The organism is Alkalicoccus chagannorensis DSM 18086 (assembly GCF_000429725.1).
Lineage (GTDB): Bacteria > Bacillota > Bacilli > Bacillales > Salisediminibacteriaceae > Alkalicoccus > Alkalicoccus chagannorensis.
This window is the reverse complement of the sequence record NZ_AUCK01000017.1, coordinates 64,384-90,900: the sequence shown is the minus strand read 5'-3', so window position 1 is coordinate 90,900 and position 26,517 is coordinate 64,384. Positions and strand designations below refer to the sequence as shown.

General features: G+C 52.7%; 25 protein-coding genes and 1 riboswitch. Of the genes, 16 read left to right on the top strand and 9 right to left on the bottom strand.

What is annotated here, in order from left to right:
* Both G477_RS0110785 and G477_RS19385 read right to left on the bottom strand, forming a co-directional pair.
* Positions 1 to 239: hypothetical protein (locus G477_RS0110785; RefSeq protein WP_026697744.1), on the bottom strand; the 239-nt coding region annotated here is incomplete at its 3' end.
* 1,141 nt (positions 240 to 1,380) lie between these two features.
* Positions 1,381 to 1,944 (bottom strand): L-2-amino-thiazoline-4-carboxylic acid hydrolase, encoded by a 564-nt coding sequence (locus tag G477_RS19385; protein ID WP_245575483.1) that lies wholly within the window; start codon positions 1,942 to 1,944, stop codon positions 1,381 to 1,383.
* Positions 1,945 to 2,123: 179 nt separating this feature from the next.
* Between G477_RS19385 and murB the strand changes: the two genes are divergently transcribed.
* Positions 2,124 to 3,041: a UDP-N-acetylmuramate dehydrogenase gene (gene murB / locus G477_RS0110770; protein ID WP_026697959.1), complete on the top strand. Its 918-nt coding sequence runs from the start codon at positions 2,124 to 2,126 to the stop codon at positions 3,039 to 3,041.
* A gap of 101 nt (positions 3,042 to 3,142) precedes the next feature.
* Here the strand turns inward: murB and crcB are convergent, their stop codons facing one another.
* Positions 3,143 to 3,514: a fluoride efflux transporter CrcB gene (gene crcB, locus G477_RS0110765; protein WP_026697958.1), complete on the bottom strand. Its 372-nt coding sequence runs from the start codon at positions 3,512 to 3,514 to the stop codon at positions 3,143 to 3,145.
* A complete protein-coding gene (locus tag G477_RS0110760; RefSeq protein WP_035211830.1) occupies positions 3,511 to 3,897 on the bottom strand; it encodes a fluoride efflux transporter FluC in 387 nt (128 codons plus the stop codon). The genes crcB and G477_RS0110760 overlap by 4 nt, the downstream gene beginning before the upstream one ends.
* Positions 3,898 to 3,992: 95 nt before the next feature.
* On the opposite strand from G477_RS0110760, the gene G477_RS0110755 reads away from it, so the two are divergent.
* Both G477_RS0110755 and mgtE read left to right on the top strand, forming a co-directional pair.
* Complete coding sequence (locus G477_RS0110755; RefSeq protein ID WP_026697956.1) at positions 3,993 to 4,805, top strand: undecaprenyl-diphosphate phosphatase; 813 nt, start codon at positions 3,993 to 3,995, stop codon at positions 4,803 to 4,805.
* Positions 4,806 to 4,854: 49 nt separating this feature from the next.
* A riboswitch (M-box (ykoK) riboswitch) is annotated at positions 4,855 to 5,020 on the top strand.
* A 200-nt stretch (positions 5,021 to 5,220) separates the two neighbouring features.
* Positions 5,221 to 6,591 (top strand): magnesium transporter, encoded by a 1,371-nt coding sequence (gene mgtE, locus G477_RS0110750; protein ID WP_026697955.1) that lies wholly within the window; start codon positions 5,221 to 5,223, stop codon positions 6,589 to 6,591.
* A 277-nt stretch (positions 6,592 to 6,868) separates the two neighbouring features.
* Here the strand turns inward: mgtE and G477_RS19380 are convergent, their stop codons facing one another.
* On the bottom strand, positions 6,869 to 8,374 hold the full coding sequence (locus tag G477_RS19380; protein ID WP_051287934.1) for a UDP-N-acetylmuramoyl-L-alanyl-D-glutamate--2,6-diaminopimelate ligase: 1,506 nt from the start codon (positions 8,372 to 8,374) through the stop codon (positions 6,869 to 6,871).
* Positions 8,375 to 8,482: 108 nt separating this feature from the next.
* On the opposite strand from G477_RS19380, the gene G477_RS21610 reads away from it, so the two are divergent.
* Complete coding sequence (locus tag G477_RS21610) at positions 8,483 to 8,617, top strand: hypothetical protein (RefSeq protein WP_281171132.1); 135 nt, start codon at positions 8,483 to 8,485, stop codon at positions 8,615 to 8,617.
* 272 nt (positions 8,618 to 8,889) lie between these two features.
* On the opposite strand, the gene G477_RS0110735 is transcribed toward G477_RS21610, so the two are convergent.
* Entirely contained in the window at positions 8,890 to 10,329 is a 1,440-nt protein-coding gene (locus G477_RS0110735; protein WP_026697953.1) for an N-acetylmuramoyl-L-alanine amidase, read from the bottom strand.
* A gap of 176 nt (positions 10,330 to 10,505) precedes the next feature.
* On the opposite strand from G477_RS0110735, the gene arsD reads away from it, so the two are divergent.
* Positions 10,506 to 10,856 (top strand): arsenite efflux transporter metallochaperone ArsD, encoded by a 351-nt coding sequence (gene arsD, locus G477_RS0110730; RefSeq protein WP_026697952.1) that lies wholly within the window; start codon positions 10,506 to 10,508, stop codon positions 10,854 to 10,856.
* An 18-nt stretch (positions 10,857 to 10,874) separates the two neighbouring features.
* Positions 10,875 to 12,617, top strand: coding sequence for an arsenical pump-driving ATPase (gene arsA / locus G477_RS0110725; protein WP_051287932.1), 1,743 nt, complete (start codon positions 10,875 to 10,877; stop codon positions 12,615 to 12,617).
* A 499-nt stretch (positions 12,618 to 13,116) separates the two neighbouring features.
* Here the strand turns inward: arsA and G477_RS19375 are convergent, their stop codons facing one another.
* The gene (locus G477_RS19375; RefSeq protein ID WP_051287930.1) at positions 13,117 to 13,632 is read right to left on the bottom strand and encodes a GNAT family N-acetyltransferase; all 516 of its coding nucleotides are present in this window, start codon (positions 13,630 to 13,632) and stop codon (positions 13,117 to 13,119) included.
* A gap of 292 nt (positions 13,633 to 13,924) precedes the next feature.
* Here G477_RS19375 and G477_RS0110710 point away from each other — a divergent pair, with 292 nt between their 5' ends.
* From G477_RS0110710 to G477_RS0110685, 6 genes are all read left to right on the top strand, one after another.
* Complete coding sequence (locus G477_RS0110710) at positions 13,925 to 15,151, top strand: MFS transporter (RefSeq protein ID WP_245575479.1); 1,227 nt, start codon at positions 13,925 to 13,927, stop codon at positions 15,149 to 15,151.
* A 420-nt stretch (positions 15,152 to 15,571) separates the two neighbouring features.
* The gene (locus G477_RS0110705; RefSeq protein WP_026697948.1) at positions 15,572 to 16,591 is read left to right on the top strand and encodes a LacI family DNA-binding transcriptional regulator; all 1,020 of its coding nucleotides are present in this window, start codon (positions 15,572 to 15,574) and stop codon (positions 16,589 to 16,591) included.
* 15 nt (positions 16,592 to 16,606) lie between these two features.
* Positions 16,607 to 17,335 carry a ThuA domain-containing protein gene (locus G477_RS0110700; RefSeq protein WP_205622338.1) on the top strand — a complete coding sequence of 243 codons (729 nt, stop codon included), beginning with the start codon at positions 16,607 to 16,609 and terminating at the stop codon, positions 17,333 to 17,335.
* A 43-nt stretch (positions 17,336 to 17,378) separates the two neighbouring features.
* Positions 17,379 to 18,407: a Gfo/Idh/MocA family protein gene (locus tag G477_RS0110695; protein WP_026697946.1), complete on the top strand. Its 1,029-nt coding sequence runs from the start codon at positions 17,379 to 17,381 to the stop codon at positions 18,405 to 18,407.
* Positions 18,408 to 18,419: 12 nt separating this feature from the next.
* Entirely contained in the window at positions 18,420 to 19,457 is a 1,038-nt protein-coding gene (locus G477_RS0110690; protein WP_026697945.1) for a Gfo/Idh/MocA family protein, read from the top strand.
* A gap of 20 nt (positions 19,458 to 19,477) precedes the next feature.
* Entirely contained in the window at positions 19,478 to 20,446 is a 969-nt protein-coding gene (locus tag G477_RS0110685; RefSeq protein WP_026697944.1) for a sugar phosphate isomerase/epimerase family protein, read from the top strand.
* A gap of 811 nt (positions 20,447 to 21,257) precedes the next feature.
* Here the strand turns inward: G477_RS0110685 and G477_RS20560 are convergent.
* Positions 21,258 to 22,061 carry a coiled-coil domain-containing protein gene (locus G477_RS20560; RefSeq protein ID WP_051287926.1) on the bottom strand — a complete coding sequence of 268 codons (804 nt, stop codon included), beginning with the start codon at positions 22,059 to 22,061 and terminating at the stop codon, positions 21,258 to 21,260.
* Between the two features lie 346 nt (positions 22,062 to 22,407).
* Between G477_RS20560 and G477_RS0110670 the strand changes: the two genes are divergently transcribed.
* The 3 genes from G477_RS0110670 to G477_RS0110660 are packed head-to-tail and all read left to right on the top strand — an operon-like array spanning position 22,408 to position 24,945.
* Positions 22,408 to 23,190, top strand: a complete 783-nt coding sequence (locus tag G477_RS0110670; protein ID WP_026697943.1) for an ABC transporter ATP-binding protein — start codon at positions 22,408 to 22,410, stop codon at positions 23,188 to 23,190.
* A gap of 16 nt (positions 23,191 to 23,206) precedes the next feature.
* Complete coding sequence (locus G477_RS0110665; RefSeq protein WP_026697942.1) at positions 23,207 to 24,181, top strand: ABC transporter substrate-binding protein; 975 nt, start codon at positions 23,207 to 23,209, stop codon at positions 24,179 to 24,181.
* Positions 24,181 to 24,945, top strand: a complete 765-nt coding sequence (locus G477_RS0110660) for an ABC transporter permease (protein ID WP_026697941.1) — start codon at positions 24,181 to 24,183, stop codon at positions 24,943 to 24,945. Before G477_RS0110665 ends, G477_RS0110660 begins: the two co-directional genes overlap by 1 nt.
* A gap of 437 nt (positions 24,946 to 25,382) precedes the next feature.
* On the opposite strand, the gene G477_RS0110650 is transcribed toward G477_RS0110660, so the two are convergent.
* Positions 25,383 to 25,829, bottom strand: coding sequence for a winged helix-turn-helix transcriptional regulator (locus G477_RS0110650; protein ID WP_026697939.1), 447 nt, complete (start codon positions 25,827 to 25,829; stop codon positions 25,383 to 25,385).
* Positions 25,830 to 25,982: 153 nt separating this feature from the next.
* Here G477_RS0110650 and G477_RS0110645 point away from each other — a divergent pair, with 153 nt between their 5' ends.
* Positions 25,983 to 26,507 (top strand): DUF4242 domain-containing protein, encoded by a 525-nt coding sequence (locus tag G477_RS0110645; RefSeq protein WP_026697938.1) that lies wholly within the window; start codon positions 25,983 to 25,985, stop codon positions 26,505 to 26,507.
* Positions 26,508 to 26,517 lie beyond the last annotated feature (10 nt).

Here is a 26,517-nt window from a genome sequence, read left to right as displayed (position 1 = left end):
AGGGTCAACGAGGGCGTGTTCAGGTCCAGATGGACCGCAGACCATCCGGTAACATCCGATCCGTTGAACGCATCCAGGACTTCCGGGCAGAAGGTGCTGACGTTTCGATGAAACGTCCGCTGGCTGTAATCTTTCGTTTCTACCCAATCTGCCAGACTCATCCCGCTTTCCTGGTAAGCAGCGCCTTCGGCTCTCCACCAGGAAGCGCGGTCCTCCTGCCCATAAGTAACGTTACTCATACTTTGTGCCTCCTTATCTACTGGCTTGCTTTCAGTATAGATAAAGCGCACGTGTCTCGACAGGTACGTATTCTTTGACGCTTACGCATAGAAAACAGATAACCTTTTGTCCCACTTCATCGCAGCGAGGAAGACGGCGGCTTCGTTCCCTGCTCTTACGACAAGAAGCGCAGGCTTCTATTGCAAGTCTGCGCATGTCGTTTCGGCCGGAGGCCACCTCTTCCATGCGAACCCCGTGCACAGGGAGGGAGTTCAGCTGAAAACAACCTTCTAGAGCGTCTTTTTAGTGTGTAGTTTCTTTCGGCTTAAACATATCTATTATTATCCATTATCTCCTCTAAAAGTCTTTTTTACTTAGGAAAAACGGGCTTTCGTTGTAAGAAAGGAGAATCCTGCATCCTTTCTTCCTTGTCATCGAAACATGTCGCAGTGGCAAGGTGTTCTTTCGAGACGCCTGTGGAAAAAGAAAGATGGAAGATCTCCCCGGCGTTCTTCGGGGGAAGCTGAAAGCTTTCTTCACGTCAGGCGAAGATAGAAAAACCGCAGCCGCTGCACCCAATACATATTTTCCTAATAAATGGGTGATTAACAGACGTGATAAAAAGCATCAAAAATTTCTTCCAGTATCGATTCAATGAGGTTATTCACCGCAAATAGACCAACATGTTTTTATTATCCTGAAAAGCAAGAGCTGAAGATGCCCCGTCGCTGTTTTTGCAACGGTTAGCTGAAGCCTTGCCCGCGGCAGGCGATTGTCATTGGAAGGATCAACCTCTTCATGCAGAAAGCCCTCACCAACGAAATTGGTAAGGGCTTCTTTCTATTTGGCTATGTTATCGTTCGTTGTTGATTTCCTCCGCTTTCGGCGGACGCTTATCCCTTGAGCGTCGACGCCGCGTTGTCCATAACGCTACATAAGGGAAGGGTCGTCCTCGTAAATCCCGATGACTTCCTCCGATTTCGCCGGAGGAACATTGAACGCGGAAAAAACGGTATACATACATCACGACTCCTTCGGTTCAAATTGAAAACGAAAGTGGCAGACGCCTTCGTTAAGCACATACTGATCATGTTCGACTTCCGTATCTTCGTTGTATCCTCTCGCAATAGCAGGGTCAATCATCTGGCAGTAAAGAATGCCTTATTCGCCTGTTTCATCATCGGCCCACTGCTGACCAAAAGGACAGACCGTGAAAAGCTGCTCGATTTCCCTGTCCTGCTGATGGTACGTCGTTTCCACCTCGAATAACGCGCTGCGCTCCATGTCGTAGTTATCAAGATAATGTTCCATCGTATTCGGAAGGCCTTTTTCCGCTGCCCGGGCTGCAATACCGGCGCCTCTCGATTCACCGAAGGTCCGGACACCTTCCCGGACTGCATCGCGGCCGGCATCTCCGTGGACATCGACGACAGCTTTGGCGGCAGCTGCAAAGAGGCGGGCCATCTGCGCGTACATCGTCACATCTTTTTCCGGATCGGGCTCTGCTGTCGTCCTGGATGGAATATAGGCGTGCATCGTATGAGGTTCGCCTTCTGCGTCCGCCTTTGCTGCGATGGCTTTCATCACCGGTGTCCCAAAGCGGGAAACCCCTTCCTGGAGGAGTCTGCCTCCATCAGCAGGGAAGGCCTGCAGTACTTCGTGCTCCACGTGGGTGAACAGCTTGGCCGTGATCGCTTCAATGGAATAGGCTCGAATGGTGCTCATCGTTTCAGTCCTTTCTTCACTATCTTTTCTAGAGCATATCACATTATAATCAGGAAGAAACAGCGACAGGATGGGCATTCGTCACAAAGTATCCGCAAATCTTTCGCCTCTCCTGTTTCCAATTGTGCAAGAAAGGTTTAGAATAGAACAGATAGAATCAAAAAGTTGAGGGATCAAAGATGAATATAGAAGCAGCATATGAACGGCTACAAGCCGTCTGTGGAGCCGGGCTTGTCAAACGAGACGAGCCGATGAGCAGACATACATTAACGAAAATGGGCGGGACCGCTGACATTTTCGTCACTCCGGAAACATTCGAGCAGACCGCAGAAATTATCCGGATCCAGCAGGAATACGAACTACCCTTTATGCTGCTAGGCAACGGATCCAACCTGATTGTCCGGGACGGCGGGGTGCGGGGACTGGTTCTGCACTTCGACCGGCTCCGCTCGGTCAAGGTCGACGGAACCCGGCTGCATGCGCAGGGCGGCGCAGATATTAAAGAAGCCTCCCGGGAAGCACTCGCCTACTCATTGACCGGACTTGAATTCGCCTGTGGCATTCCCGGTACGATCGGCGGCGCCATGGTGATGAATGCAGGTGCTTACGGTGGAGAAGTCAAAGACGTCATCGACTACGTAACCGTCGTTACCCCGGAAGCAGACATCATTACTCTCCACAGCGGGGAGCTGGAGCTTGATTATCGAAAGAGCATCATCGGACGCAAAGGTTACATTGTCCTCGAAGCCGTGTTTGAACTCGCCCCGGGTGATCCGGAAGCGATTAAAGAAAAAATGGATGACCTGACGTATCAACGGGAGTCGCGGCAGCCGCTGGAATACCCTTCTGTCGGCAGTGTATTCAAACGCCCGCCCGGCTATTTTGCAGGGAAGCTGATTCAGGATTCCGGCCTGCAGGGAAAAGGCTTCGGTGATGCAGAGGTCTCCACGAAGCACGCAGGTTTTATCGTCAACAAAGGCAGTGCAACAGCGACAGATTACCTTCGCACGATTGAAATGGTCCGTGCTGAGGTAAAAAAAGAATTCGGGGTAGAGCTGGAGCTTGAAGCGAAAATTGTAGGAGAAGAAGCCAGATAATCCTCCTTGCACGTTGAAGAGCCGGCCATGGCGTACCCGCTGTGGCCGGCTCTGAGGAGTGCGTTGCTTTTCTTCATGTGATAGGAGGCGCTCGGTGCCGGCTACATCAAATAGCCGAGAATGAAAGCGCCGAGGGAACCGATCAGGCTCAACGCGGTGTACCAGAGGAACGGCATGACCTTCTTTTCCTGCAGCAGCGTTACTGCTTCTACAGAAAACGTGGAGAAGGTGGTGAAGGCACCAAAAAAGCCGACTCCTACTGCACTGAAAACAGGATCGTCATAAGCATCAAAGGGAATAGTGCCGGCCCAGCTGCTCAAAAAGAGACCGAGGCCAAAAGAGCCGAGCAGATTAACGATCAGCATCGGGAGCGGGATTGAGGACTGCTGCCACCATCTGCTGAAGAACAATCCGAGCCCCCAGCGCAGAGAGGCCCCAGCGGCACCTGCGAGTGCGGTCAAAAGTACGATCATGACGTCACCTCCCGGGAGCTGAGTTTCCATCCGGTGAGCATACCGGCAGCTGCGGCACAAAGTCCGCCGAACAACGAAACCGTTACATACAGGAGCGGTGCTGCGGCACTTTCTGCGGAGAGAAGAATGGTGTCAGACGCCAGTGTAGACATCGTCGTAAAGCCGCCGCAGAAGCCGGCACCGGCGCCTGCTTTCACCCAGGAAGGGACGGATCTGGTCAGGAGCCATCCCGTTAATAAACCAAGGAGAAAACTTCCGGCTGTATTCTCCATCACCGTGCCGACAGGCATCCCGGTAGGGAGCAGCAGGAGATTAATCCCATAGCGCAGTAGAGTGCCGAGGGCGCCGCCTGCAGCAACAGCAAGGCATTGTTTCACATACATAAGGGGCAGACATCTCCTTTCAACAACCTGACATAAGCGAATATCGTGTTCAAGTTTAACACAGGACACTGGTACCATGGGAAGGAGCCATATTGATGGAAGAAGTCGTTTCACTACTGCAGTATATCTTTTTAGGATTGATCCAGGGGCTGACGGAGCCGCTTCCGGTATCGTCGAGCGGCCACCTGCGCATCTTCTCACATTTTTTCGGCATCACCGCACCAGACCTTCACTTGGAAGTGTTTTTAAACGCAGCTTCCCTCGTGGCGGTTTTTCTCGTTTATCGGAAGGACTTGACGGACATGATGCATGGGACGCTGCAGTATGTCATGAAGAAAGATAAAAATTACTACACCCAGTACCGCTTTGCCTGGCTGGTGATTATCGGTACGATTCCGGCCGTGATTATCGGGGGCTTGTTTGCTGATGTAATCGGTGGAGAGCTGACGGCGATTCACTTTGTGGCAGGTGCCTTGTTGATCACCGGTCTGGCCCTCTGGCTGATCCGTAACCTGCGTGGTTCCAAAACAGATGGAGAGATCACGGTAGCAGATTCCCTCGTTGTCGGTTTCGCCCAGACGCTGGCGCTCGCCCCGGGTATCAGTCGTTCTGGTGCCACGGTCGTCGCAGCGCTCGCCCGGAAAGTCGAGCCGGAAACAGCGTTGAAATTCTCGTTTTTCCTCTCGATTCCCGTCAGTATCGGAAGCCTCGTATTTATGATCCCGGAAGTAACGCAGGCGCTGACGACGCCAGGACTGACGATCCCGTACATTGTTTCCTTTTTCGTGTCGGTCGTCGTTTCCATTTTCGCGATCAAATTGTTCATCAACCTCGCGGCAAGCGGGAACATGGGGTATTTTGCCATGTACTGTTTCAGTGTCTCTATTTTCCTTTTTATTTTCGGGTAAGACATTGACGGCTGCGGCACGTTAGTGTTACCTTAAACGAGCAATATAACCGTATCCTCGTTAGGTGAGGCTCCTGTGCAGGAGATATGCTGCTGCCCAAAAACGTCCAAAGACGCCAATGGGTCAACAGGAACTATCGACATAAGGTGGTTCTTAACGCAGCTGGGTCGTACCCTATGCCGCACAGTGCTAAAGCTCTACGAATGGAGGCAGGACGCAGGTGTGCGTCATGAATGTGCGTGCATTCCAGCACCCTCTATTTGTGGAGGGTGTTTTTTACTATGGAGAAAGCAGGAAAGGTGGTGGGGCGCATGGATCCCGATTCACAGATAAGCACGAAGGGTACTAGTCATGTAAGGCACAGGGGGAGCGTTCCCATTCCTGGAACCTCCTCCTGAATAAAGGAGGCTGCGCCGTGGTAAAACTAAATGAATACACGAGAGAAGAGTATAAAAAATATATTATTCAGGAAATCGATAAAGAAAATACATTGAAAGTGCATGAGACGGTCATCGATCTGCATCCGACCGACCAGGCGGAGATTTATCGGGAGCTGTCAGAGGCACAGCAGGCCTTTCTGCATAAAGTACTCAGCCCGAAAGAAATGGCGGAGATTTTTGAGCAGCTGGATACAGAAGAGCAGGAAGCATTTATCAATGCCGTAGATGAATTGTACGCAGCGAACATGTTCGATGACCTTAATGCCGATGACGCCGCGGATTTCCTCGCCGAAATGGATGATGACAAGGCGACAGAAATCTTAAGTATCATGCAGCAGGAAGAAGCGGAAGAAGTCCGGGAACTGATGCAGTACGAAGAAGAAACCGCCGGTGCGATCATGACGAAGGAATTTATCGCACTGCGGGCGGATGATACGATCAGCAGTGTCATGGAGCGTCTGCGTGAGGAAGGTCCAGATGCGGAAACGATTTATTACCTGTATGTTGTTGATAACAAAGATAAACTGGCCGGCGTTGTCTCGCTGCGTGATCTGATTACAACCGATCCGGCTAACATGGTGGCCGAAGCGATGAGCACCCGGGTTGTTTCCGTCGATGCCGAAGAAGACCAGGAAGACGTTGCCCGTCTGATCAAGAAATATGACTTTCTGGCAGTGCCTGTCGTAACAAAGCAGAATACGCTCGTCGGGATTATTACGGTCGATGATATTCTAGACGTTGTCGAAGAAGAGGCGGAAGAAGACTTCGGTGAAATTTCGGCTGTCCGAGGGTCACTGGATGCCAAAATTTCTTCGTTCGGCGCAGCAAAGAAGCGGGCGCCGTGGATTGTGCTGCTGATGTTTCTAGGATTGATTACCGCGAACGTCATCGATCAATTTGAAGAGACGCTGGAAGCCGTGGTCGTACTGGCCGCATTCATTCCGCTCATCATGGACTCCGCTGGTAACACGGGGACACAGGCGCTGGCGGTTGTCGTCCGCCGCCTTGCAACTGGAGATGTGGAAAAAGGACAGCTCGGCGGCATGATCAGGCGGGAATTCGGAACGGGGATCTTTCTAGGTTTCTTTTGTGCCGTGACGATCATGATCCTGATTCCGCTCCTGTACGGGAGCTGGGTTCTTGCAGCAGTAGTCGGTGCGTCGCTCTTCTTCACGCTGAGTGTGGCGACGATTGTCGGCGCGGTCATCCCGCTGATCATCAACAAGCTGAAAATTGACCCGGCCGTAGCATCCGGTCCGTTTATTACGACGTTGAATGATGTCATTGGTCTCATGATCTACTTTACGATTGCGACCTCGATGCTGGCTTATCTGCCGACACAGTAAGACATGCAGGGACGTGCCGCAGCCATCTCTTTCCGCGTGGAAAGGGAGGCTGAACAGGCCGGGAGGAAGACTTCTATATTTTTATCAACGAAAAAACGCTTCCGATGGTCCATTCTGGATCATCGGAAGCGTTTTTTACTTTGTCTTGACCGCCGCGGGGCGGTCAGCGGAATTCTCCTGGAAAAGCAGAAGAGCGACCTTGCCGCGTAACGTGTCGGCCGACTCCTTGTTGTTGAGTGTGCAGCTTCCATACGCCTTGTCTGTTCTGGAGACCGTTCTATTTCTGACGGCCGGAGAGAGCATCGTCACAACAGGCCGAACTGTTTACATATTCCATCACGTGGTCGTAGTCATAATAAGGTTCTTTTCTGCCTTTTACGATACGAAAATCTTCCATGCATATACCGGTTAAGAGCACAAGATCCCCTGGCTGGGAGAGGGACAGGGCCTTTTTGACCGCGAGGCCCCGGTCCGGGACGGCGTGCACAGACTCTGTCGAGTGGAATCCTTCCAGTACATCGGCGACCACATCCTCAGGTTCTTCCTCCCCCGGGTGGTCCGCGGTGACGACAATCTCATCCGCCCGGCCCTCGACCGATGTGGCAATGGGTGCACGGAGGATTTTTTCGCGGATACCAATGCCGCTTACCATCATGATAATGCGGCGGGAAGGTAGCGGGCTCACGGTCTCGATCAAGTTCTCTAATGTTTTTGGCGTGTGTGCGAAATCAAACAGCACAATTCGGTCCTCGAGCTCGGGAATCAGCTGCAGCCTGCCTGGAGGCCCTTCGAGGTCGGAGAAGGAAGAGAGTATATCTTCGACCGCTAATCCTTTCGTCATGCAGACACCGACGGCAGCAAGAAAATTGTAAATATTGTGCATTCCGAAGATCGGAAGCGCTACGGCAAACGTTCTGTCTTTCACTTTCAGATTCAGTCGGCTGCCCCGCTCGTCGACTTGGATATGGTGTGCGGAAATGTCCACGTCCGCGTGGAGGCCGTATGTCCAGAGCTCTCCTTCAAAAGAGGAGAGGATCTCTTCTGCCATACCGTCATCGTCCCGGTTGACGACGGCTTTCTCGGCATGGTCAAACAAGCGGAGCTTGGACTGACGGTAATGCTCCATCGTCTTATGGTAGTCCAGGTGCTCCGGTGAAAAATTGGAATGCACCGCTGTATCGAAGTGCAGGCCGTACAATCTCTCCTGATCCAGTCCAATAGAGGTAGCCTCCATCACGACTGTACTCAGGCCAGTGTCTTTCATGCGGCGCAGGTAGGCATATAAGTCGGAAGACTCCGGTGTCGTCGGGGTGCTTTTCGGGAGAGGCAGCATACTGCTGTCATCCCATACGCCGGCCGTGCCGATCGAACCGGTCCTGATGCCGGCTGCGTTTAGTAGAAAGCGCGTGTAGGCTGTGATGGTTGTCTTTCCCTGCGTGCCGGTAACACCGACAAGGGACAGAGAATGATGCGGATTGTCTTCGAGCACTGCTGCATAGTGCGCCAATGCCTGTTTCGCGTTGTAGACCAGGATGAATTGTATGTAGGGATAGCGGGTCGCATAGCTGTCCAGGAGCTCTTTGTTATCACCGATGATCTGAACAGCCCCCTGCGAAGCGGCTGCATCGATAAATAAGTGTCCGTCTGTCTGTACCCCTTTGATGCAGACAAAACAGCCGTCTTGTCCGATGTGACGCGAGTCGTAGTGGACATGGGTGACCCTTTCGGGGATTGAGCCGGTGAATGCGATTGTTTGTTCTTTGAGAATTAAATATGGGTTCATGATGCAACTCCATTCATGCTGGTATTCCTATTACTTTACCCTGTTAAATAAAAAAAGAAACTGGTTCGAAAGTGAACACCTTTTCGTCGGGTGATTGAGGTGGTACACGTGATCATCGAGGGAGAGATCGCCGCCGCACGCCGTTCCGACCAAAAGGCGCTTTTGTTCCTTGGTATCGATGAGAGTTCCATGCGTGCCGATCATCGTGGAGTATCTAGCATGATACAGGTTCAGGAGCATTAATTCCAGTAATAAATGCTTCTCTGAACAGCCTGGAAGCACCATCGATAGCATGTTCCATGTCCTTCCACTGCTGGGCTGCCGGTTCGCCGGTCTCGCTCTTGAGAGATGACGGCTCAGGTGAACGACGACGGACATGCGATAACGCCTGATGCACCTGCACGGAATCCCATTCGAATTTTCTTAACCTATAAAAAAGAGCCGGCGGTCCATTGGACAATCGCCGGCTTTTCTTGATAGGTACTGTGTAAAAAGTTCATTCCGTTTTGCGGCTTCTATCTGCTCTCCATAAAGTCGACTGTGCCGCGATAAAGCGCCTCTGCTGCATCAGATGGGAATGCTTCATCCCGCATCATTTCCGCATCCTCGCTGTTCGTTTTGAAGCCAAATTCCACGAGAGTACCGGGCATTTCCGTGTCACGGATGACTTGAAAAGCTCGTTCCTGTACGCCGCGGTCCACCGTACCGAACTCCTCAAGCATTTCCTCCTGAAGGGTATCGGCAAAGGCTTCGCTGTCTCCAGCCCAATACGTGGAATCATAGAACGTTTCGGTTCCTCTCGCCGTCTCTGCTTCTGCTGCGTTGGAGTGAACGCTGATGAAGGCATCTGCATCCGCATTATTCGCCTGGTTCACCCTTTCGCTCAGAGAAGGGTACCAGTCGGAACGGCGGGTCATGATGACGTTGGCGCCTGCTTCCTGGAGATTCAACTCGAGCAGCAAACTCACATCGAGGACGAGATCTTTTTCAACCAGTCCATTGGCCTCGGCGCCCCCGTCTTCACCTCCGTGGCCCGGATCTACGACAATCGTCTCACCCAGTAGTGGACTGTCATGGTCATGGTAGTCGACCATCAGGTAAGCATGGGAGACATATCCCTCTACATCTTCGGTAGAGACACGGGCCCAGTTGCCTATGCGTTCATGTACCGCTACTTCTTCGCCTTCTGTCAGCTGACCGACCTGTTCTCCATCAGCAGAGTCTTCCGCCCGGACGTTGAGCGTGCTGTTATTCACAACTTCGCCGGCCCCAATAGCCTCTTCGGTGTCCACACTGCCAGTATCAGGATCATAGTCCGGATCCTCCAAGTCAGGCTCCTCGATATCATCTGTAGGCTCCTCTACCGGCCGGTAAAAAGGAAACATGGCTCTCGTAACCATGAGAGAAAATTCAAGGCGGGTAATATCGTTGTCCGGACGAAAGGTTCCGTCCGTGTAGCCATCGGTAATGCCAGAGTCTGCCAGGCTGGTGATGTCTTCATAAAAAGGATGGTCCGCCGGTACATCGGAAAAGGATAAATCATCCCAGTCGTCCAGCTGATAACTTCGATGAAGGATGGCCGCCATTTCCCCCCGGCTCAACGTTTCATCGGGCTGAAAAGTACCATCATCGTATCCATTAATAATGTCTGCTGCCGCTGCTGCGGCTATGTACCCTTCAGCGAAATGATCCTCCGGCACGTCGGTAAACGGGGCGTCTCCAGCTGATTCATCCATGCCTAACGAACGTCCAATCATCGTGGCAGCTTCTGCTCTCGTCACATCATGATCAGGAAGGAAAGAGCCATCCTCGTACCCAGAAACGATGTCTCTTTCTGCGAGTACTTCCACTTCTTCTTCCCCGGTATCCGTGAACATGGCATGTGTCTCTGCTGTGCTGCCGAATAGAACGGCTGCTCCTGCGCCTGCTGCCAGTACTGCGCGCTTCATCTGCATCAACCTCTCCTGTGAGTCGAAATTCACATAAATGTACAGCGAGCGTAACACAGCCGGTGAACTCGAAACACAGCCGAGCGTGTAAAAAAATCTATAAATCAGGCTGTGTTTGCATATAATCACTTTATTATGTATGATGAGTATATAATCACTTTATTATGTAGGAGGCAACAGATATGAAAATTGAAATTTTTGACCCTGCGCTCTGCTGTTCGACAGGTGTTTGCGGAACCGATGTGGATCCGGCACTGACGAAAATGGCGAAACTGCATACAGACCTGCAGAAGTCAGGTGTCGATGTCAACAGGTATAACCTGGCCCAGGAACCAGGTGCCTTTGTCGAAAACAAAACCGTCCAGCAGTTTCTGGAGGAAAAAGGAGCTGACGCTCTGCCCGTGGTCCTCGTAGATGGTGAACAGCGCCTGGAAGGAAGGTATCCGACGAAGCAGGATGCTGCAGCATGGACTGGCAGAAGCGAGGAAGACCTCACACCGAAAGAACCGAAAAATCAAATTTCACTCAACTAGAATCGGGAGGGTGCATACATGAATCACAGACAGCTGGAACCATCGGATTTTCACCATACGTATATGTTCTTTACCGGCAAAGGCGGTGTCGGTAAAACGTCCACGGCATCGGCCGCCGCCGTGGCGCTGGCAGATGAGGGAAAGCAGGTGCTGCTTGTCAGTACCGATCCCGCATCCAACCTCCAGGATGTGTTCGGTTTGGAGGTCGGCAGCGACCCTGCGGAAGTTCCTGATGTACCGGGACTCTTCACTGTAAATCTAGATCCAGAAGAGGCTGCCGGACGTTACCGGGAGCGGGTGGTCGGCCCATATCGGCAGCTGCTGCCTGCATCGGCCGTTGCTTCTATGGAAGAACAGATGGCCGGCGCATGCACTGTCGAAGTAGCGGCATTTGATGAATTCACTCAACTGCTGACAGATGACTCACTCACGTCCCAGTACGACCATATTCTATTTGATACGGCTCCGACAGGACATACGCTGCGCCTCCTGCAGCTGCCGCAGGCATGGAGTACGTTCCTCGAGGAAAATGAGCATGGAGCGTCCTGCCTGGGTCCGGTATCCGGCCTGGCTTCCAAAAAGGAGCAGTATGATCATGCGCTCGGAGCTCTGCAGGATGGAGCGAAAACCATGCTCTTTCTTGTCACCCGCCCGGAACAGGCAGCTGCCAGAGAAGCGTTCCGCGCAGGGAGGGAGCTCGACACGCTTGGAATCAGAAACCAGCAGGTGATCGTGAACGGCCTGTTTCAGGCATCCTCAGAAGACCCGCTGGCCCAGGCCTGGCAGAAGGAGCAGGAAGAAGCGCTTGAACTGCTTGCGGACACCGCATTCAGCTATATCAAGCTGGCTCCATGGAATGTGACTGGTCTGGAAGCGCTGCGGGCGTTCTTTCAGGATCAGGAGCAGCCGCCGGCGCCGGAAATAGAAAAAAGTACGGCGGCAGGCGGATTGCAGGACATGGTGGATGTGCTGCAGACAAGGGAGAGAGGATTGTTCATGACGATGGGCAAAGGCGGCGTCGGCAAGACGGCGGTCGCAGCAGAAACGGCCGCTGCGCTGGCAGCATCCGGCAAGCAGGTGCATCTGACGACAACGGATCCCGCTGCCGATCTTTCCCAGTTTGAAGCGCTCCAGTCCGAGAATCTCCGTATCAGTGTGGTCGATCCGCAGGAAGCCTTTGAAACGTATAAAGAAAAAGTGCTGCGGGAAGCGGAGGGCTCCCTCGAAGAGAGCGAGCTGGCATTTATGCGGGAGGAACTTGATTCCCCGTGCACGGAAGAGATTGCCGTTTTTCAGGCGTTCGCAGCACTTGCGGAAGAAGCAGAAGACGAGCTGACGATACTCGATACGGCACCGACAGGCCATACGCTTCTCCTGCTTGATGCGGCGGATTCCTACCATAGAGAACTACTCCGCCGGCACAGTCCTCAGGCGGATGCAGTGGAAAAGCTGCTTCCGAGACTTCGGGATCCAGCGTATACGATGACCGCAGTCGTTACGCTGCCGGAAGCAACACCGGTCGAAGAGGCGGCAAGGCTGCAGCAGGACCTGCACCGCGCCGGCATGTATCCAGCATGGTGGGTGGTGAACCAGAGTTTTTCGAAGGCAGCAGTGACAGATCCGATGCTCGTCCTCCGTGCGGCCGCCGAACAGCCGTGGATCGAGCGGGTGACAGCTCTGGCGGCGAACGTGGTAGTCGAACCGTGGAAAACAGCGGACAGGAGAACGTTGTCTCAAGCCGGATCAGGTGCGGGCCTCTAACAAAGGAGACCGCGTGGCCGCCGTCCCTCAGCCCGGTCTTGTGGACCGAAAGAACAGGTGCTCGTCGGCCGGGCTTCCTGTCTCGAAGCCTATCCTTTATTGAAAAAGGCACCTCGGTCAAAAGGTGCGGATTCGTTGGCGCTCGCTTTCCACATAGAGGACCAACACCTCAAGTGATGGTTGCAAGACCGGAGTAAAACGATGGAAACGAAACGCTTCCGACGATCCATTTTGGATCATCGGAAGCGTTTTTTTATCAAAGTATAAGATTGCATAAGTTTCTAGTACAGGGTGACGGCGGCTTCCTGCGCTGCACGGGAAGAAACAACACGTTTTCTTCCCTCAAAAAGCTTGCAGCGCTTCTGCACGCCATTCCGACCAAAAGGCGCTTCGCGCTTTTGCTTTCGTCGGCTTTTGCCCGAGGCTCTTCTCCATCCGGAAGCGGCATGAGCGCAGCGATGGATACATGGGAGTCTTGTAGAAACGACGGTGTCAGTCGTCAGTCTTCTAATATTAAGCGCGGCTGACGTTTTTTCGTGTGCGTTTTCCGGTACTGGTATTGTTCCCGGGAAAGGTGCCAGTGCACCATCTGCAGGTGTTCCATTTCCCGGAACATCTGTACTTTCTCCAGGACACGAAGAGACTCTTTATTGTCGTGGCGGCATTCCGCCGTAATTCTGGAAATATGCTGATCTTCAAAACAGTAGCGGATCATTTCCTGAAGCGCTTCTGTCGCATACCCTGTATTTTGATATTCTGGACGGATTCCATAGCCGATCTCCACTGTATTCCAGGAATCAGGGGATCCTTTGAATCCGATGTCTCCGATAATGCTGCCGGTCTCCCGGAGGAAAATAATCCAGGGTCCCCAGCCTTTCAGGGAATCATCGAGATGAAGGTAATGGAGGTGTGTTTCTATATGAGGAGGAAAATATCCGGACTGCTGCAGCTGCGTGTAAATCTTATCTGTCAATGCGTGAAGCTCGAGTCGTGGTGTTTGACAGGTGATGTCCATGGAGCAGGACTCCTTTCCGTAAGCCATATCTCCAGTAGAGATAATGAAAATGCCGGATCCTCTTCAGGTGCAGGTACATAGTGAACATGGAGATTATCCTCACTACGTTAAAATGCTTACAGCAGAAATCTATGGCCTCCCTCTTCCCATTCCCTTCTCAGCCAGCTTTAAACAAGGAATTAGTCAAGAAGAAAATCTTGACAGCAGCTCCTGGGTTCCCACTTTGCCGGAACAACGTGCCTTCCGCCGTCACATATGCTATGATTTGGCTCGTGAAGAAGGAGGAGCCGTGATGAATAACGATAGAGAGATGCCCCCGACGCTGATGAAGAATCGTCCTTTCCTGCTCGTCTGGTTCTCCGGACTGGCCATCATGCTCGGTTTTGCCATGTTTTTTCTTTCTGTCTCCTGGTTTGTCGTCGATGAACTGGAGCAGGAAGCCCTCCTGGGTATCGTCATGATGGCTGTGTCGATTCCACGGGTAGCGATGATGATTTATGGCGGGGTCCTTGCTGATAAAATACGAAAATCCCTGATTATGTTTGTGACAAACTTCGGTCAGGTGCTCGTCATGGTGGCGATGATCGTCCTGTTCACGACGGATCAGCTGACGGCCGTGACATTGATACTGATTGCTTTTGTTTTCGGTTTTCTGGACGCCTTCTTTTTTCCTGCAGTGTCCTCGATGATCCCGATTGTCGTGCGCGATGCTGAACTGCAGCGGGCGAATTCGCTGTTCCAGGGATCGACGGAAATGATGTTCATTATCGGACCGCTGGTGGCGGGTGTGCTGCTCACGATCGGCGATTTCACCTTGACGTTCTCTGCTTCTGCAGCCTTGATTGCCCTATCCACCATTCTGGTTTTCCCGCCGTTTATTCAAGATCCGAAGCCGGACCGGAAAGCCCCGGGAACGGCATTGGCAGATCTGAAAGAAGGGTTGAAGTACGTGCGTGATTCCGACCTGCACCGGACAGGCACTTTGACGATTGTCATTATCAACCTGTTCATGATCGGACCGCTGATCATCAGCTTTCCCATTCTCGTGCAGACACTCGGAGGAACGCCTTTCGAGTTGAGTTTGTTTGAAGGAGGTCTTGCAGCTGGAACGTTTCTGGCTAGTATTGTGCTGATCATCTGGAACATCAAACTACGCCGCGGTCGCATGGTGTTCTTCTCGCTGATTACAAGTTTCGTGCTGTTTCTGCTGTTCAGCTTTGCAGAAGTACTGCCGCTGCTTGTGGTGCTTACTGCTCTTACCGGCTTCATGGCTATGTTCGTATACCTGCCGACGGTGACGATGGTGCAGGAGAAGACAGACAAAGATAAGCTCGGCCGGGTGATGAGTATTATTACGCTTGCGGCGAGTGGATTTGAACCGATTGCCTTCGGACTGATTTCTTTTCTCGTCGCGTTTGCTCTGCCGATTCAAACGATCTTAACCGGGACTGCTGCGGCAGGGCTGCTGCTCGGGCTGCTGCTCATCTGGCGCAGTCCCGGATTCCGCCGGATCGATTGACGGTTAGGACTTCTTCTGCAGCCTTGGGGGGATGGGAGAGAACGATCATTTCGTCGTCCAAAGCTGAAGAAGAAAATGGCTGCAAACACGACGCAAACAAATAAACCGAACGATCATGAAGCTCTCACGAGAGCTTCAAAAGATCGTTCGGTTTTTTTCAAAGTATAAGAATGGATAAGTGTTCATACAAGGTGACGGCGCAGCCGGCTGCTCGGGAAGCAGGAAGAACTCATGCTTCCCTCAAAGAACCTGCCGTACACGCCGTGCCGGCCATAAAGCGCTTTGCGCTTTTGGTCTTCAGCTGGGTTGACAACGCTTTCAAATTATCGTACGATCTACATGTATTAAAGGTGAACCGGTTCACTAATAGCTGGAACGGGAAACATGCAGTTTCTTGAAACCGGCAAAGGAGTCCTTGACATGAAGCGCCCGACGATTCGAGATGTAGCTGAAAAAGCAGGCGTATCCAAGGCTGCTGTTTCCTATGTGCTCAATGATGTAAAAAAAGTATCGGAGGAAACGCGCCGGCGTGTGCTGGAAGCGATGGAAGAGCTGTCCTATGAACCCGACTTTACGGCAATCAGCCTGACAAAACGGCGGTCGCAGCTGATCGGTATCATCATGCCGCTTATTGATGAATCCATATCCGCTGTCATGCAGGAAAATTCGTACTACAGCGAGATGATCAGCGCCGTCGAAAAGGAAGCGAGGGACAACGGGTTTGATATTGTCCTGGCAGGGTTATCGGAACCTTCCGCTTATAAAGCCTGGGTTCAGAAACGCAGGCTGGACGGGCTTCTTTTTCTAGGTTTGTTCCCGGAGCCGATTTATAAGGCAATGGAAGATATGGACGTGCCTGCGGTGTTGATTGATACGTACGAATCCCACACACGCGACTACCCGTCTATCAACATGGACGACCGGCGTGGAGGAGCCCTGGCGGCGGCCCATCTGCTTGAACTCGGGCACGAATGGCTGGCTTTTGCTGCCGCCGGGGGCAGCAACCCCGTTGAGGCAGAGCGGTGGCATGGGTTTTCCGAGGTGCTTCAGGAGCAAGGGACAGTGCTTCCCTCGCCAATGCATGCAGGGAGCACGCATACGCTGGAGGGCGGCTACCGGCTGGCAGATCCGCTGCTGCAGTCCGGCTGCACAGCCGTCGTGTGTACGTCCGATATTATGGCTTTTGGGCTGATCCGCGCCCTGCATGACCGGCGGATCCGTATACCGGATGATATCGCGGTCACCGGATTTGATGATCTGGCCGTATCCCGCTATATGTATCCGTCGCTGACGACGGTCCGCCAGAACATTGCTGATAAAGGCAGGCGGGCCTGCACGATGCTGCTGCAGCGGATCCGTGGAGAACCTTCAGCATCTGAAGTCATGCCGGTCCATCTGGTGACAAGGGAATCAACAACCGGCATCCCGGTTGAACAATAAGAGGAGGCACGTATAATGAAAATAACGATCTGGAATGAGAACCGTCATGAGAAGAAAAATCCCGAAGTGACAAAAGTGTATCCGGAAGGAATCCATGGTGCATTGCAAGAAGTGCTTCAGCAGGAAGGAACCGAAGTCCGGACGGCGACGCTGGATGAACCAGAGCATGGTCTGTCCGAAGAAGTACTCGACCAGACGGATGTTCTTTTCTGGTGGGGCCACATTGCCCATGAGGAAGTAGAAGAGCACATCGTCGACCGCGTGCATGAACGCGTTCTCGAGGGGATGGGGCTCGTCGTTCTGCATTCCGGCCACTTCTCCAAGATTTTCAAAAAGCTGATGGGAACCTCATGTGATTTGAAATGGCGGGAGGCCGATGAAACGGAGCGCCTCTGGGTCATCGATCCTTCTCACCCTCTCGTACACGGTATTGGAGAATACATCGAACTGGAGCGGGAAGAGATGTACGGTGAGCACTTTGATGTCCCTGCACCGGACGAAGTCGTTATGCTCAGCTGGTTCGAAGGGGGCGAAGTCTTCCGCAGTCTGAACACGTACCACCGCGGAAACGGAAAAATCGTCTACTTCCGTCCGGGGCATGAAACCTACGCGACGTATCACAACAACGAAATCCAGCAGGTGTTGAAAAATGCCGCAGCATGGGCGGCAGACGGTGGACGTAAGCGTCCCGTTTACGGGCATCATCCGGATCCGATTGAAAAGATCGCACCACGCAACAGCTGAACGTACTGCGCAGCAGGAGATACCACTATATGCTAGGAGGCTTATATTGATGATGAATATTGGGGTAGTAGGTTGCGGAAGTATTGCGAGGCACCGTCATCTTCAGGAATACGCAGCGCATCCAGAAGTGACAATCACAGCCGTCTGCGACATCGTCCAGGAACGTGCAGAAGATCTTGGAAGCGTCTATCAGGCGATGACGTATACGGATTTCCGGGAGATGTTTGAGAAAGAAGAACTCGATGCAGTCAGCGTCTGTACGCCGAACTATCTGCACGCGCCGATTTCTATTGCAGCGCTCGAAGCAGGACTGCACGTTCTCTGCGAAAAGCCGATGGCCACGTCCTCGGAAGAAGCAGAAGCGATGATCGAGGCAGCAAAAAACAACCGCCGCTGGCTGATGATTGCACACAATCAGCGCTTTGTTCCTTCGCACGTGAAGGCGCGTGAGCTGATTGACAGCGGCAGCGTCGGAAAGATTTACAGCTTTCGTACCGCGTTCGGCCACGGGGGACCGGAAGGCTGGAGCGCAGATGGAGAGGACAGCTGGTTTTTCAAGAAAGATGAAGCATTTATTGGAGCAATGGGGGACCTCGGTGTTCACAAAACGGATCTCCTCCGCTACCTGCTTGGAGAGGAGTTCACCCATGTCGGCGCGTTTATTGAAACAAGTGCCAAAGACCACAGTACCGTCGACGATACAGCTGTCTGTATTCTGAAAAGTGCCAGCGGAATCATCGGGACGCTCGCAGCGAGCTGGTCCTATGTATCCGGTGAAGATAATGCGACGGTCATTTATGCGGAACATGCGATTATGCACCTCGAAGACGATCCGGTAAACAACCTCGTGGTCCAGTACAAAGACGGCTCGGTCGTCAAGTATGAGCTGGGCGGGATTCAGACGAATGAGGGGAATGGACAGACGAGCACGGGTGTGATCGATGCGTTTGTAAAGGCATTGATCGACGACGAGGAACCGCCTGTATCAGGAGAAGAAGGAAAGCGGTCGCTGGAAGTGATTCTCGCAGCGCTGCAGGCAGATGAAGAGAAAACGATGGTGGAACTCACGTAGGAGGCTGTTGATATGGAAAAGCTGCGCATCGGGATCATCGGCGCCGGCGGCATTGCTCAGGGGAGGCATATCCCTGTCCTGCTGCAGCTGCAGCAGGAAGCAGAAGTCACGGCGGTATGCGACGTAAATGAAGAAACCGCGCGTCAGGCCGGGGTGTCCTTTTCCCGTCCGTACGTCACGACTCATGTACATGAAGTTTTCTCCCGGGTGGATGCGGTGATTATCTCCACTCCGAATAAATTCCACTCCCAAATTACGATTGCCGCACTGGAGGCCGGCGTGCACGTCCTTTGCGAAAAGCCGATGGCGATGTCGGCAGGAGAAGCCCAGGCAATGACAGCGGCCGCCGACAAAACAGGAAAAACGCTCATGATCGGCTACCATTACCGCTCGATGCGGGAAGCACAGGCAGCCAAAACCTTGATTGATGCCGGGGAAATCGGAACACCAATGGTTGCTCGTGTCCAGGCACTGCGCCGCAGGAAAGTTCCCGGCTGGGGTGTTTTTACGAACAAGGAACTTCAGGGCGGCGGGAGCCTGATTGATTTCGGCTGTCACTTTCTGGACCTGGCGCTCTGGCTGCTCGGAAGTCCGGAGCCGGTCGAGGTCGTTGGGCAGACGTACGATCGATTGAGTCGTATGCCCGGTCAGATTAACCAATGGGGAGACGTGGATCAGGAATCATTCGAAGTGGATGATCACGTTACTGCCTACGTCCGCTTTGACAACGGGGCGACGCTGCTGTTTGAAACTTCCTGGGCGGCCAACGTGAAAGAAGACAAGGAATACTGCAGTATTTCCGGCAGTACAGGAGGCGTCGATCTCTTTCCGCTGGAAGTCAATCAGGCGAAACACGGGATGCTTCTGGACAGTACGGCCAACTGGGTACCCGGAAGCGATGATCCGGGCCTCTTCCAGATGCAGCGCTTTTTTGCCGCTGTCCGTGGAGAAGCACCGGTGTACGTACCGCCGATCGATTCATTAAAGACACAGCAGCTCATTGATGCCATTTATGAAAGCAGCGTCACAGGTGAGGCTGTTCGCTTGTAATCAACGAAGGAGGAATCCATATGATATCGGGAGTATTTACCGTTCTGCTGCAGGATAAATCATTTGAAGACATGCTGGACTACGTCAAGGCAGCGGGGCTTGAAGCTGTGGAAATCGGGACCGGCGGATACCCTGGAAATGCCCACTGCGACATCGATACACTGCTGCAGGACGAAGAGGCACGCAGGGAGTATAAGAAGAAAGTAGAGGACCGTGGACTGAAGATCAGCTCCTTCAGCTGCCACGGAAATCCGATTTCTCCGGACCAGGCTTTTGCGCAGGAATCTTACGACGTCATGATCAAGACGATCCAGCTGGCTGCGCTGATGGATGTTCCGGTCGTCAACGGCTTTTCCGGAACAGCCGGGGATCACGAAGGGGCGGTACACCCGAACTGGCCGACAGCACCGTGGCCTGCTGAATATACGGACATTCTGAACTGGCAGTGGGAAGAAAAACTCATCCCGTGCTGGAAAAAGATCGCTGCAGAGGCGGACAAGCACGACGTGAAGATCGGCATTGAACTCCACGGCGGGTTTCTCGTCCATTCGCCGTATACGATGCTCAAGCTCCGGGAAGCAACATCTCCTGCGATTGGTGCCAACCTGGATCCGAGCCATCTCTGGTGGCAGGGCATTGACCCCGTAGCAGCCATCAAAATTCTCGGTAAAGCAGAGGCACTGCACCATTTTCATGCGAAGGATACGTACATTGACCAGGATAACGTCAACATGCACGGCCTTCTTGACATGCAGCCCTACAGTGAAGTCCAGACGCGTGCCTGGTCGTTCCGCTCGGTCGGCTGCGGCCACAGCATGCAAGAGTGGTCAGACATGATCAGCGCCCTCCGGACTTACGGATATGACTACGTGGTCAGTATTGAACATGAGGACCCGATTATGTCGATTGACGAAGGCTTTCAACGCGCGGCGGATAACGTCAATGCCGTCCTGATCCGGGAACAGCCGGCCGACATGTGGTGGGCGTAACCGTCTCGTAAGGGAGCGGTTCTTTCCACTAGGCTTTGTTGAAGCCTAGTGTTGTTATGACAAGAGTACGCCTGCGGCTCTTTTTTCTTCGCTTGCCGCGGAGACATCCTTACCCTCTCCCTCCCTTACGTCCGGGAGGATCGTCACGCTTTCTTTATCCGCAGGCGTCTCGAAAAAGAGCCTGGGCCTGCTCCGTTTCATAAAAGTTTCTTTTCTTTCAGAAGGACGCAGCGAAGACCGGCGGACGCCTGTGGAAGAAGGAGATGGGAAGATCCCGCAGGGCGTAAGATCGAGGAAGCTGGAGATTTCCTCTACGGCAAGCCTGCCGAGTTGCAGCGGCGTTTTCTGTCATTATCTACAACAAACGATAACAGAGACACTCATGCAGCCTAGCTGCACCATGATAGATGAGAATAGACTGCTATGTTCTATTTTTAAGGCAGCTTTCCAATAAAACAGCGGCGCCGAAAGCTTGGATGCTTCCGGCGCCGTTTTCCGTTCAATTATAAGAATGTATGAGTTCTCATACAAGGAGACGGCGGAGTCGTGCGCTGCGCGGGAAAAAACAAAAACGTCTTCTTCCCTCAAAAGGCTTGCAGCGCTTCCGCACGCCGTTCCGACCAAAAGGCGCTTTGCGCTTTTGTTTCTGAAGGTATGCCAGCGGTGCTGTCTGCTTCTGCGGCGGATCCTGAGCGCGTTTTCGAGCCGCTGCTCTTCCGCACGTCGGATAGGTACCGGCTGAGCCCATCTCAAGCAGGAGCATCTCCACTGCAGGCGTGAGAAGGTGGGGGGCGGTCGAGGGAAGCACGGGTTAATGCAGATTGCCGTGCGAATTCATCTGCTCCTGATAGACAAACTCCACCATGATGAAGTCATAACCCCAGTCACGATAGGCCCGCTCGAGCTGGTCCGCTTCCACTTCCGACGACAGGGAGAGGCTTTTCAGCGTTTCGTAGGCTGCCGTCTGTTCATCGATGACAAATTCCTGCATGATGTAGTCGTCCGGCCAATCTGCTTCTGCGTTGCTGCGGATCTCCGCTTCTACTTCAGCAGCAGACAGCCCGGCGATGATATTAGCGGCTGCACCGCTGCTGTCGGAGCTGTCCGCAGGTTCTTCAGAGGCCTTCTCGTCTGAAGCTTCTCCTTCGGCGGAAACGGGAGCTGCATCGAGTTGTTCTTGCAGACGACTGTTCTCGGATGTCAGACTCTCTATCTCTTCCTCCAGTGATGCAATGGTTTCCTTTTGTTCATCCAGCTCTTTCTCGGATTCGGACGTCCGACTGGCAAGCGCTTCTTCTGCCTCTTCATAGTCTTCTTCCAATGACGACAGCTGATCGAGTGTTTCCTCCAGCTCCTCTTCCAGATCTCCACTTGTATCTGCGCTGGCTTCCCGCAGCGCTTCTTGAAGCTCCTGGATTTCTTCCTCCTGCTGCAGCCGCTGCTCCTCTGACTGCTCCCAATCCTCCTCCAGACTGGCAGCTGCTGCGGTCATGTGATCCAATTCTGCCTCCAGCTCCTCCAATGCCGACGTTTCCTGTCCCTCCGTTTCTTCTGCAGCGTTACTGCAGCCGGCTGTCAGCAGCATCCCCATCGCCAGACAGACTGCTCGTTTCATGGTTGGATCTCCTTTCGTTTCTCCTCGTATGATTAGTGTACCCGATAGACAGATTCCTTTCTATATAATAATCTGACTTTTCTGCAAAATTCGCGGCAGGTTTATGCGGTCGGGGAATCTTCGTCCAGCAGCTGAAGCGGATCGTCAGCACAAGACATGAGCAGGATGAACAGGGCGGCAGCGGGATGGCTGGAGGGTGTTCAGGCACAGTGTCGTGAGAACCTGCCTGCCTTGTTTCTGCTGCTCCTTATTCCGATAGGCAGGGTTGTTTTTTAGGAGGAAGTATATTATGATAACTTAAAGTAAAGTAAACAGGTAGGTATTATATAAATGGAGGGATATGCTCATGGCTGAAGCGCTCGTTCAACTGGAGAACGTCGATAAGAGCTTTCATAAGAAAAAAGAGGAACTGAACGTGCTCCGCAATATTAATCTCGAAATCACCCAGGGAGAAACAGTCGCCGTTCTCGGTAAAAGCGGCTGTGGAAAAAGCACCCTGCTGAATATGATCGGCGGCTTTCACTTCCCGACGAACGGGCGCGTGCTGTTTGATGGAGAAGCGGTGAGCGGACCGTCCCGCCGGGCGATCATGCTGTTTCAGCATTACGCCCTGCTGCCGTGGAAGTCGGTCCTGGCTAATGTGGAACTGGCACTGGAGCCGGAAGGATTGAGTGCTTCAGAGAGACGCTCCCGTGCGGAATATTACCTCGATCTGGTCGGCCTCGGAAAAAGCCTGCAGCAGTTTCCATCCGAATTATCCGGAGGGATGCAGCAGCGTGTGGCGATCGCCCGCGCGCTGGCCATCCGTCCGGAGATGATCCTCATGGATGAGCCGTTTGCAGCCTTGGATACCTTCACCCGCTATTATCTGCAGGATGAATTATTGAAAATTCAGGAGCGGGAGGCAACCAACATCGTGCTGGTGACGCACGATATTGATGAAGCCGTCTATCTTGCCGACCGGGTTTTCATCATGGATGCAGCGCCGGGGCGCATCCGACGCACGGTGCCGATTGAACTTCCGAAGCCAAGGGATCGTAGCCACCGGGATTTTCAGTATTACAGGAAATTGATCCTGGATGAGTTCAACTTCAGCCGGGAAGAAGAATCCATCGAATACAACATATAGAGAGCAGGTGTTTTTGTTGAATCAAAAGAGAAAGCGTTTCACTGTCAACCTCGGCCTCGTCTCCTCGCTTTTTCTGGCTGGCTGCGCTCAGCCCGGAGAGGGTGGGCAGACAGAGGACGGCGAGCAGGTAATCCGCATCGGACATCTGCCGATCACCCATGCGGCTCCTGCCTACTTTCTGGATCACTATCAGGATGAATTACTGGATGGGGTGGAAGTGGAGCTGATCCGCTTCAGCAGCTGGATTGAATTGATGGATGCGTTGAATACAGGACGGATCGACGGTGCTTCGGTTCTTTTCGAACTGGCGATGAAGACGCGGGAGCTGGGTATTGATGTGGAAGCCGTTGCACTCGGCCACCGCGAAGGAAACCCGATTATCGTCGACCCTGAAGTAGAAAGCCCGAGAGATCTTGAGGGAGAGACGGTAGCCATTCCTCATACGCTGTCGGCGCATAACCTTCTGTTGGACGAAATGCTCGCAGGAGCAGGGATGGTCTATGAGGACGTGAATGTCGTCGAAATGCCGCCGCCGGAAATGCCGGCAGCTCTTTCTGAAGGACGGGTCGCCAGCTACGTCGTAGCCGAGCCGTTCGGCGCGCTCGGTGTACAGAATGAAGTCGGCGAAGTCATGTATCAATCCAATGAATTCTGCCCGGATAACTGCCTCTGCTGTGCACTGGTCTTAAGAGAAGATTTCATGGATGAATTCCCCGACGAAACGGATGAATTCATGGCCGGCTACTTTGAGGCAAGTGAACGAGCAGGCGACGGCAGTGACGAATCGAGAAGCATTCATGCCTCGTATCTTCCGGTGGAGGAAGAAGCACTGGAGCTGTCGCTGGAATGGATCTCGTACGGCAATCTGGACATCGCGGAAGAAGAATTCGACTATCTAAGAAGAAAACTGGTGGAAATGGAGCTGGTCGATGCGCCCCCTCCATATGAAGAGATGGTGAACCGTCAGTATCTGGAAGGCAGGGATGGATAATGTCATTTTTAAAATCGATCGGCTATGCAGCGATAGCTTTCGTGCTGGTGCTTGCTGTGTGGCAGAGTGTCATCTGGCTGGGGGACTATCCTGAAGCCCTGCTGCCTTCTCCGATGGCTGTGTTCTTGGGAACGGTAACGATCATTCAGGACGGCACCCTGGCCGAACATGTGCAGATCAGCTTGTTCCGCTTTTTTGTCGGCTACATAAGCGCCGTGGTTGCAGCGGTGATCCTGGGGCTGCTCCTTTCGCAGTCGAAGCATATCTGGAGAATTGTCGATCCGATCATTCAGGTCGTACGGCCGGTAGCGCCGGTGGCCTGGTCGCCATTTATCGTGCTCTGGTTCGGCATCGGGAACATGCCTGCGATCGTCATTATTTTCATCGCTGCCTTCTTCCCTGTTCTATTGTCGACCGTCTCGTCGGTGAAGAAAATTGATCCTACGTATTTGAAGCTGGCGGAGAACATGGAGCTGAGCCGCGGATCGCTGCTCTGGAAAATCATTTTCCCTGCCTCTTTCCCCTACATTGCCAACGGGCTTCACATTGCCGTCGGGACAGCCTGGATTTTCCTAGTCGCCGGCGAAATGATCGGGGCGCAGTCCGGGCTCGGCTATCTGATTGTCGACTCGCGAAATGCCCTCGATCTCGACCTCGTCCTTTCCGGGATTTTCTTTATCGGTGTGCTCGGCCTGCTGCTCGATAAATCGCTCGGTCTGTTTGAACGATGGATTGGACGTCAGTGGGGTGCAGGCACTTCGTAACCCGATCACGCTGCTTTTCTGCCGGATTAGGGAGAAGAGACAGAAGAGCAGAGGAAACGACGTCTTTTTTTCAGGATAGAAAAGCATTACATGTGAAACGTGGTTGGGGTGCGAAGGTGTGCTTGGATTGGCAGCAATCCCGTCTTCATTGACCTCAGCAGAACCGGAGAACAAGTGACGCAGCATGGCGGGGAATGGCTTCTCGTTCACCGTCATGCGCCAATGACGTTCCTTCTGTTACATACAAAACGCTTCCGACGATCCGGGCGAGGATCATTGGAAGCGTTTTTTACGTATTCCGCATTTTTTCGTCCTCATCTCGTCCTGCAGGATGAAAACAGCCTTTCTATGAATGAATTCGACGCCATCATCCACTCAGCGTGAAGCACGAAGAATCTGCCGCACAGGCTGATCAGGCGAAAACCGCTCGGCGTATCCTACGTGTGCTGCGGTTCCAGGAAGACCGGCTTGGTTTCCTCGGAAGGAACTTTCGTATCACAGGAGGGGCAGTAGTAGCCGATTTCCACTTCCGCATCGCAAGGCTGGTGCACGAGCTTTTTATAGCACTCATTTAAATGGTCGCGTCCCCAGAGGAGCATCGCATCAAAGACGACGGAAAAAGCCTGTCCGCTTTCGGTCGGCTGATAAGAATGCCGAGGGGGGTGGTCGGAATATAAGGAGCTTTCAATCAGCGATAGTTCTTCCAAGTGTTTCAGCCGGTCGGAAAGGACGTTGGCTGAGATGGTTGTCAGCTCTTTTTTGATGGCATTGAACGTCTGCCGGCCAGCTAATACTTCGTGAAGAACGAGCATCGTCCAGCGGTCCCCGACGAGATTTAAAGTCTGGGCGATGTTGCATTCAAGCGGATAGCGGTGCTTCGGCATGCGGAATCCCTCTCTTTCCAATTTAATGTTCATTTAGTATATCAAATAACTCGGAATTAAAAAAGACCTTATGGGTTGTTTTTTCTAACCGTCTCGTTTACAATTATCCATATAAAGCAGATAGGAATTATAATTTTGAGGAGGATCTCACGTATGACACTATATCTTATGGAATCATCACTGAACGACAGCATCCAGACGAAGGAAGCTTTCGAAGAGAAAGTAAGCACGATTCAGGGGAAATTATCCGAAGAGCTCATTGAAGTGCAGGTAGCTGCCGACTTCAACCGTGCTTTCTTTATTTTTGAAGCAGAGGATGACACCATTCTGGAAATGAACCTGACGGCAGAAGGCCTGCCGGTCGACTTGAAAAAAGAAGTGCGCATCGTCGGCCAGGAGCTGGAAGAGGCGAAGAAACAGACGGATAAAATCAACTACCTCGTCGAATGGAATCTTCCGGAAGATCTGACGATGGATGCTTATCTCGAGCGGAAGAAGAAGAATTCGGTTCATTATGCGGAAGTTCCGGAAGTGGAATTCTCCAGAACGTATGTCTGTGAAGACATGACGAAGTGCCTCTGCTTCTATGATGCGCCGGATGACGAATCTGTTGTTCGTGCAAGGGAAGCAGTCAAGGCGCCGATCGACAGCATCACGCAGCTTTCCGACAAAAAATAAGCGTAGATAA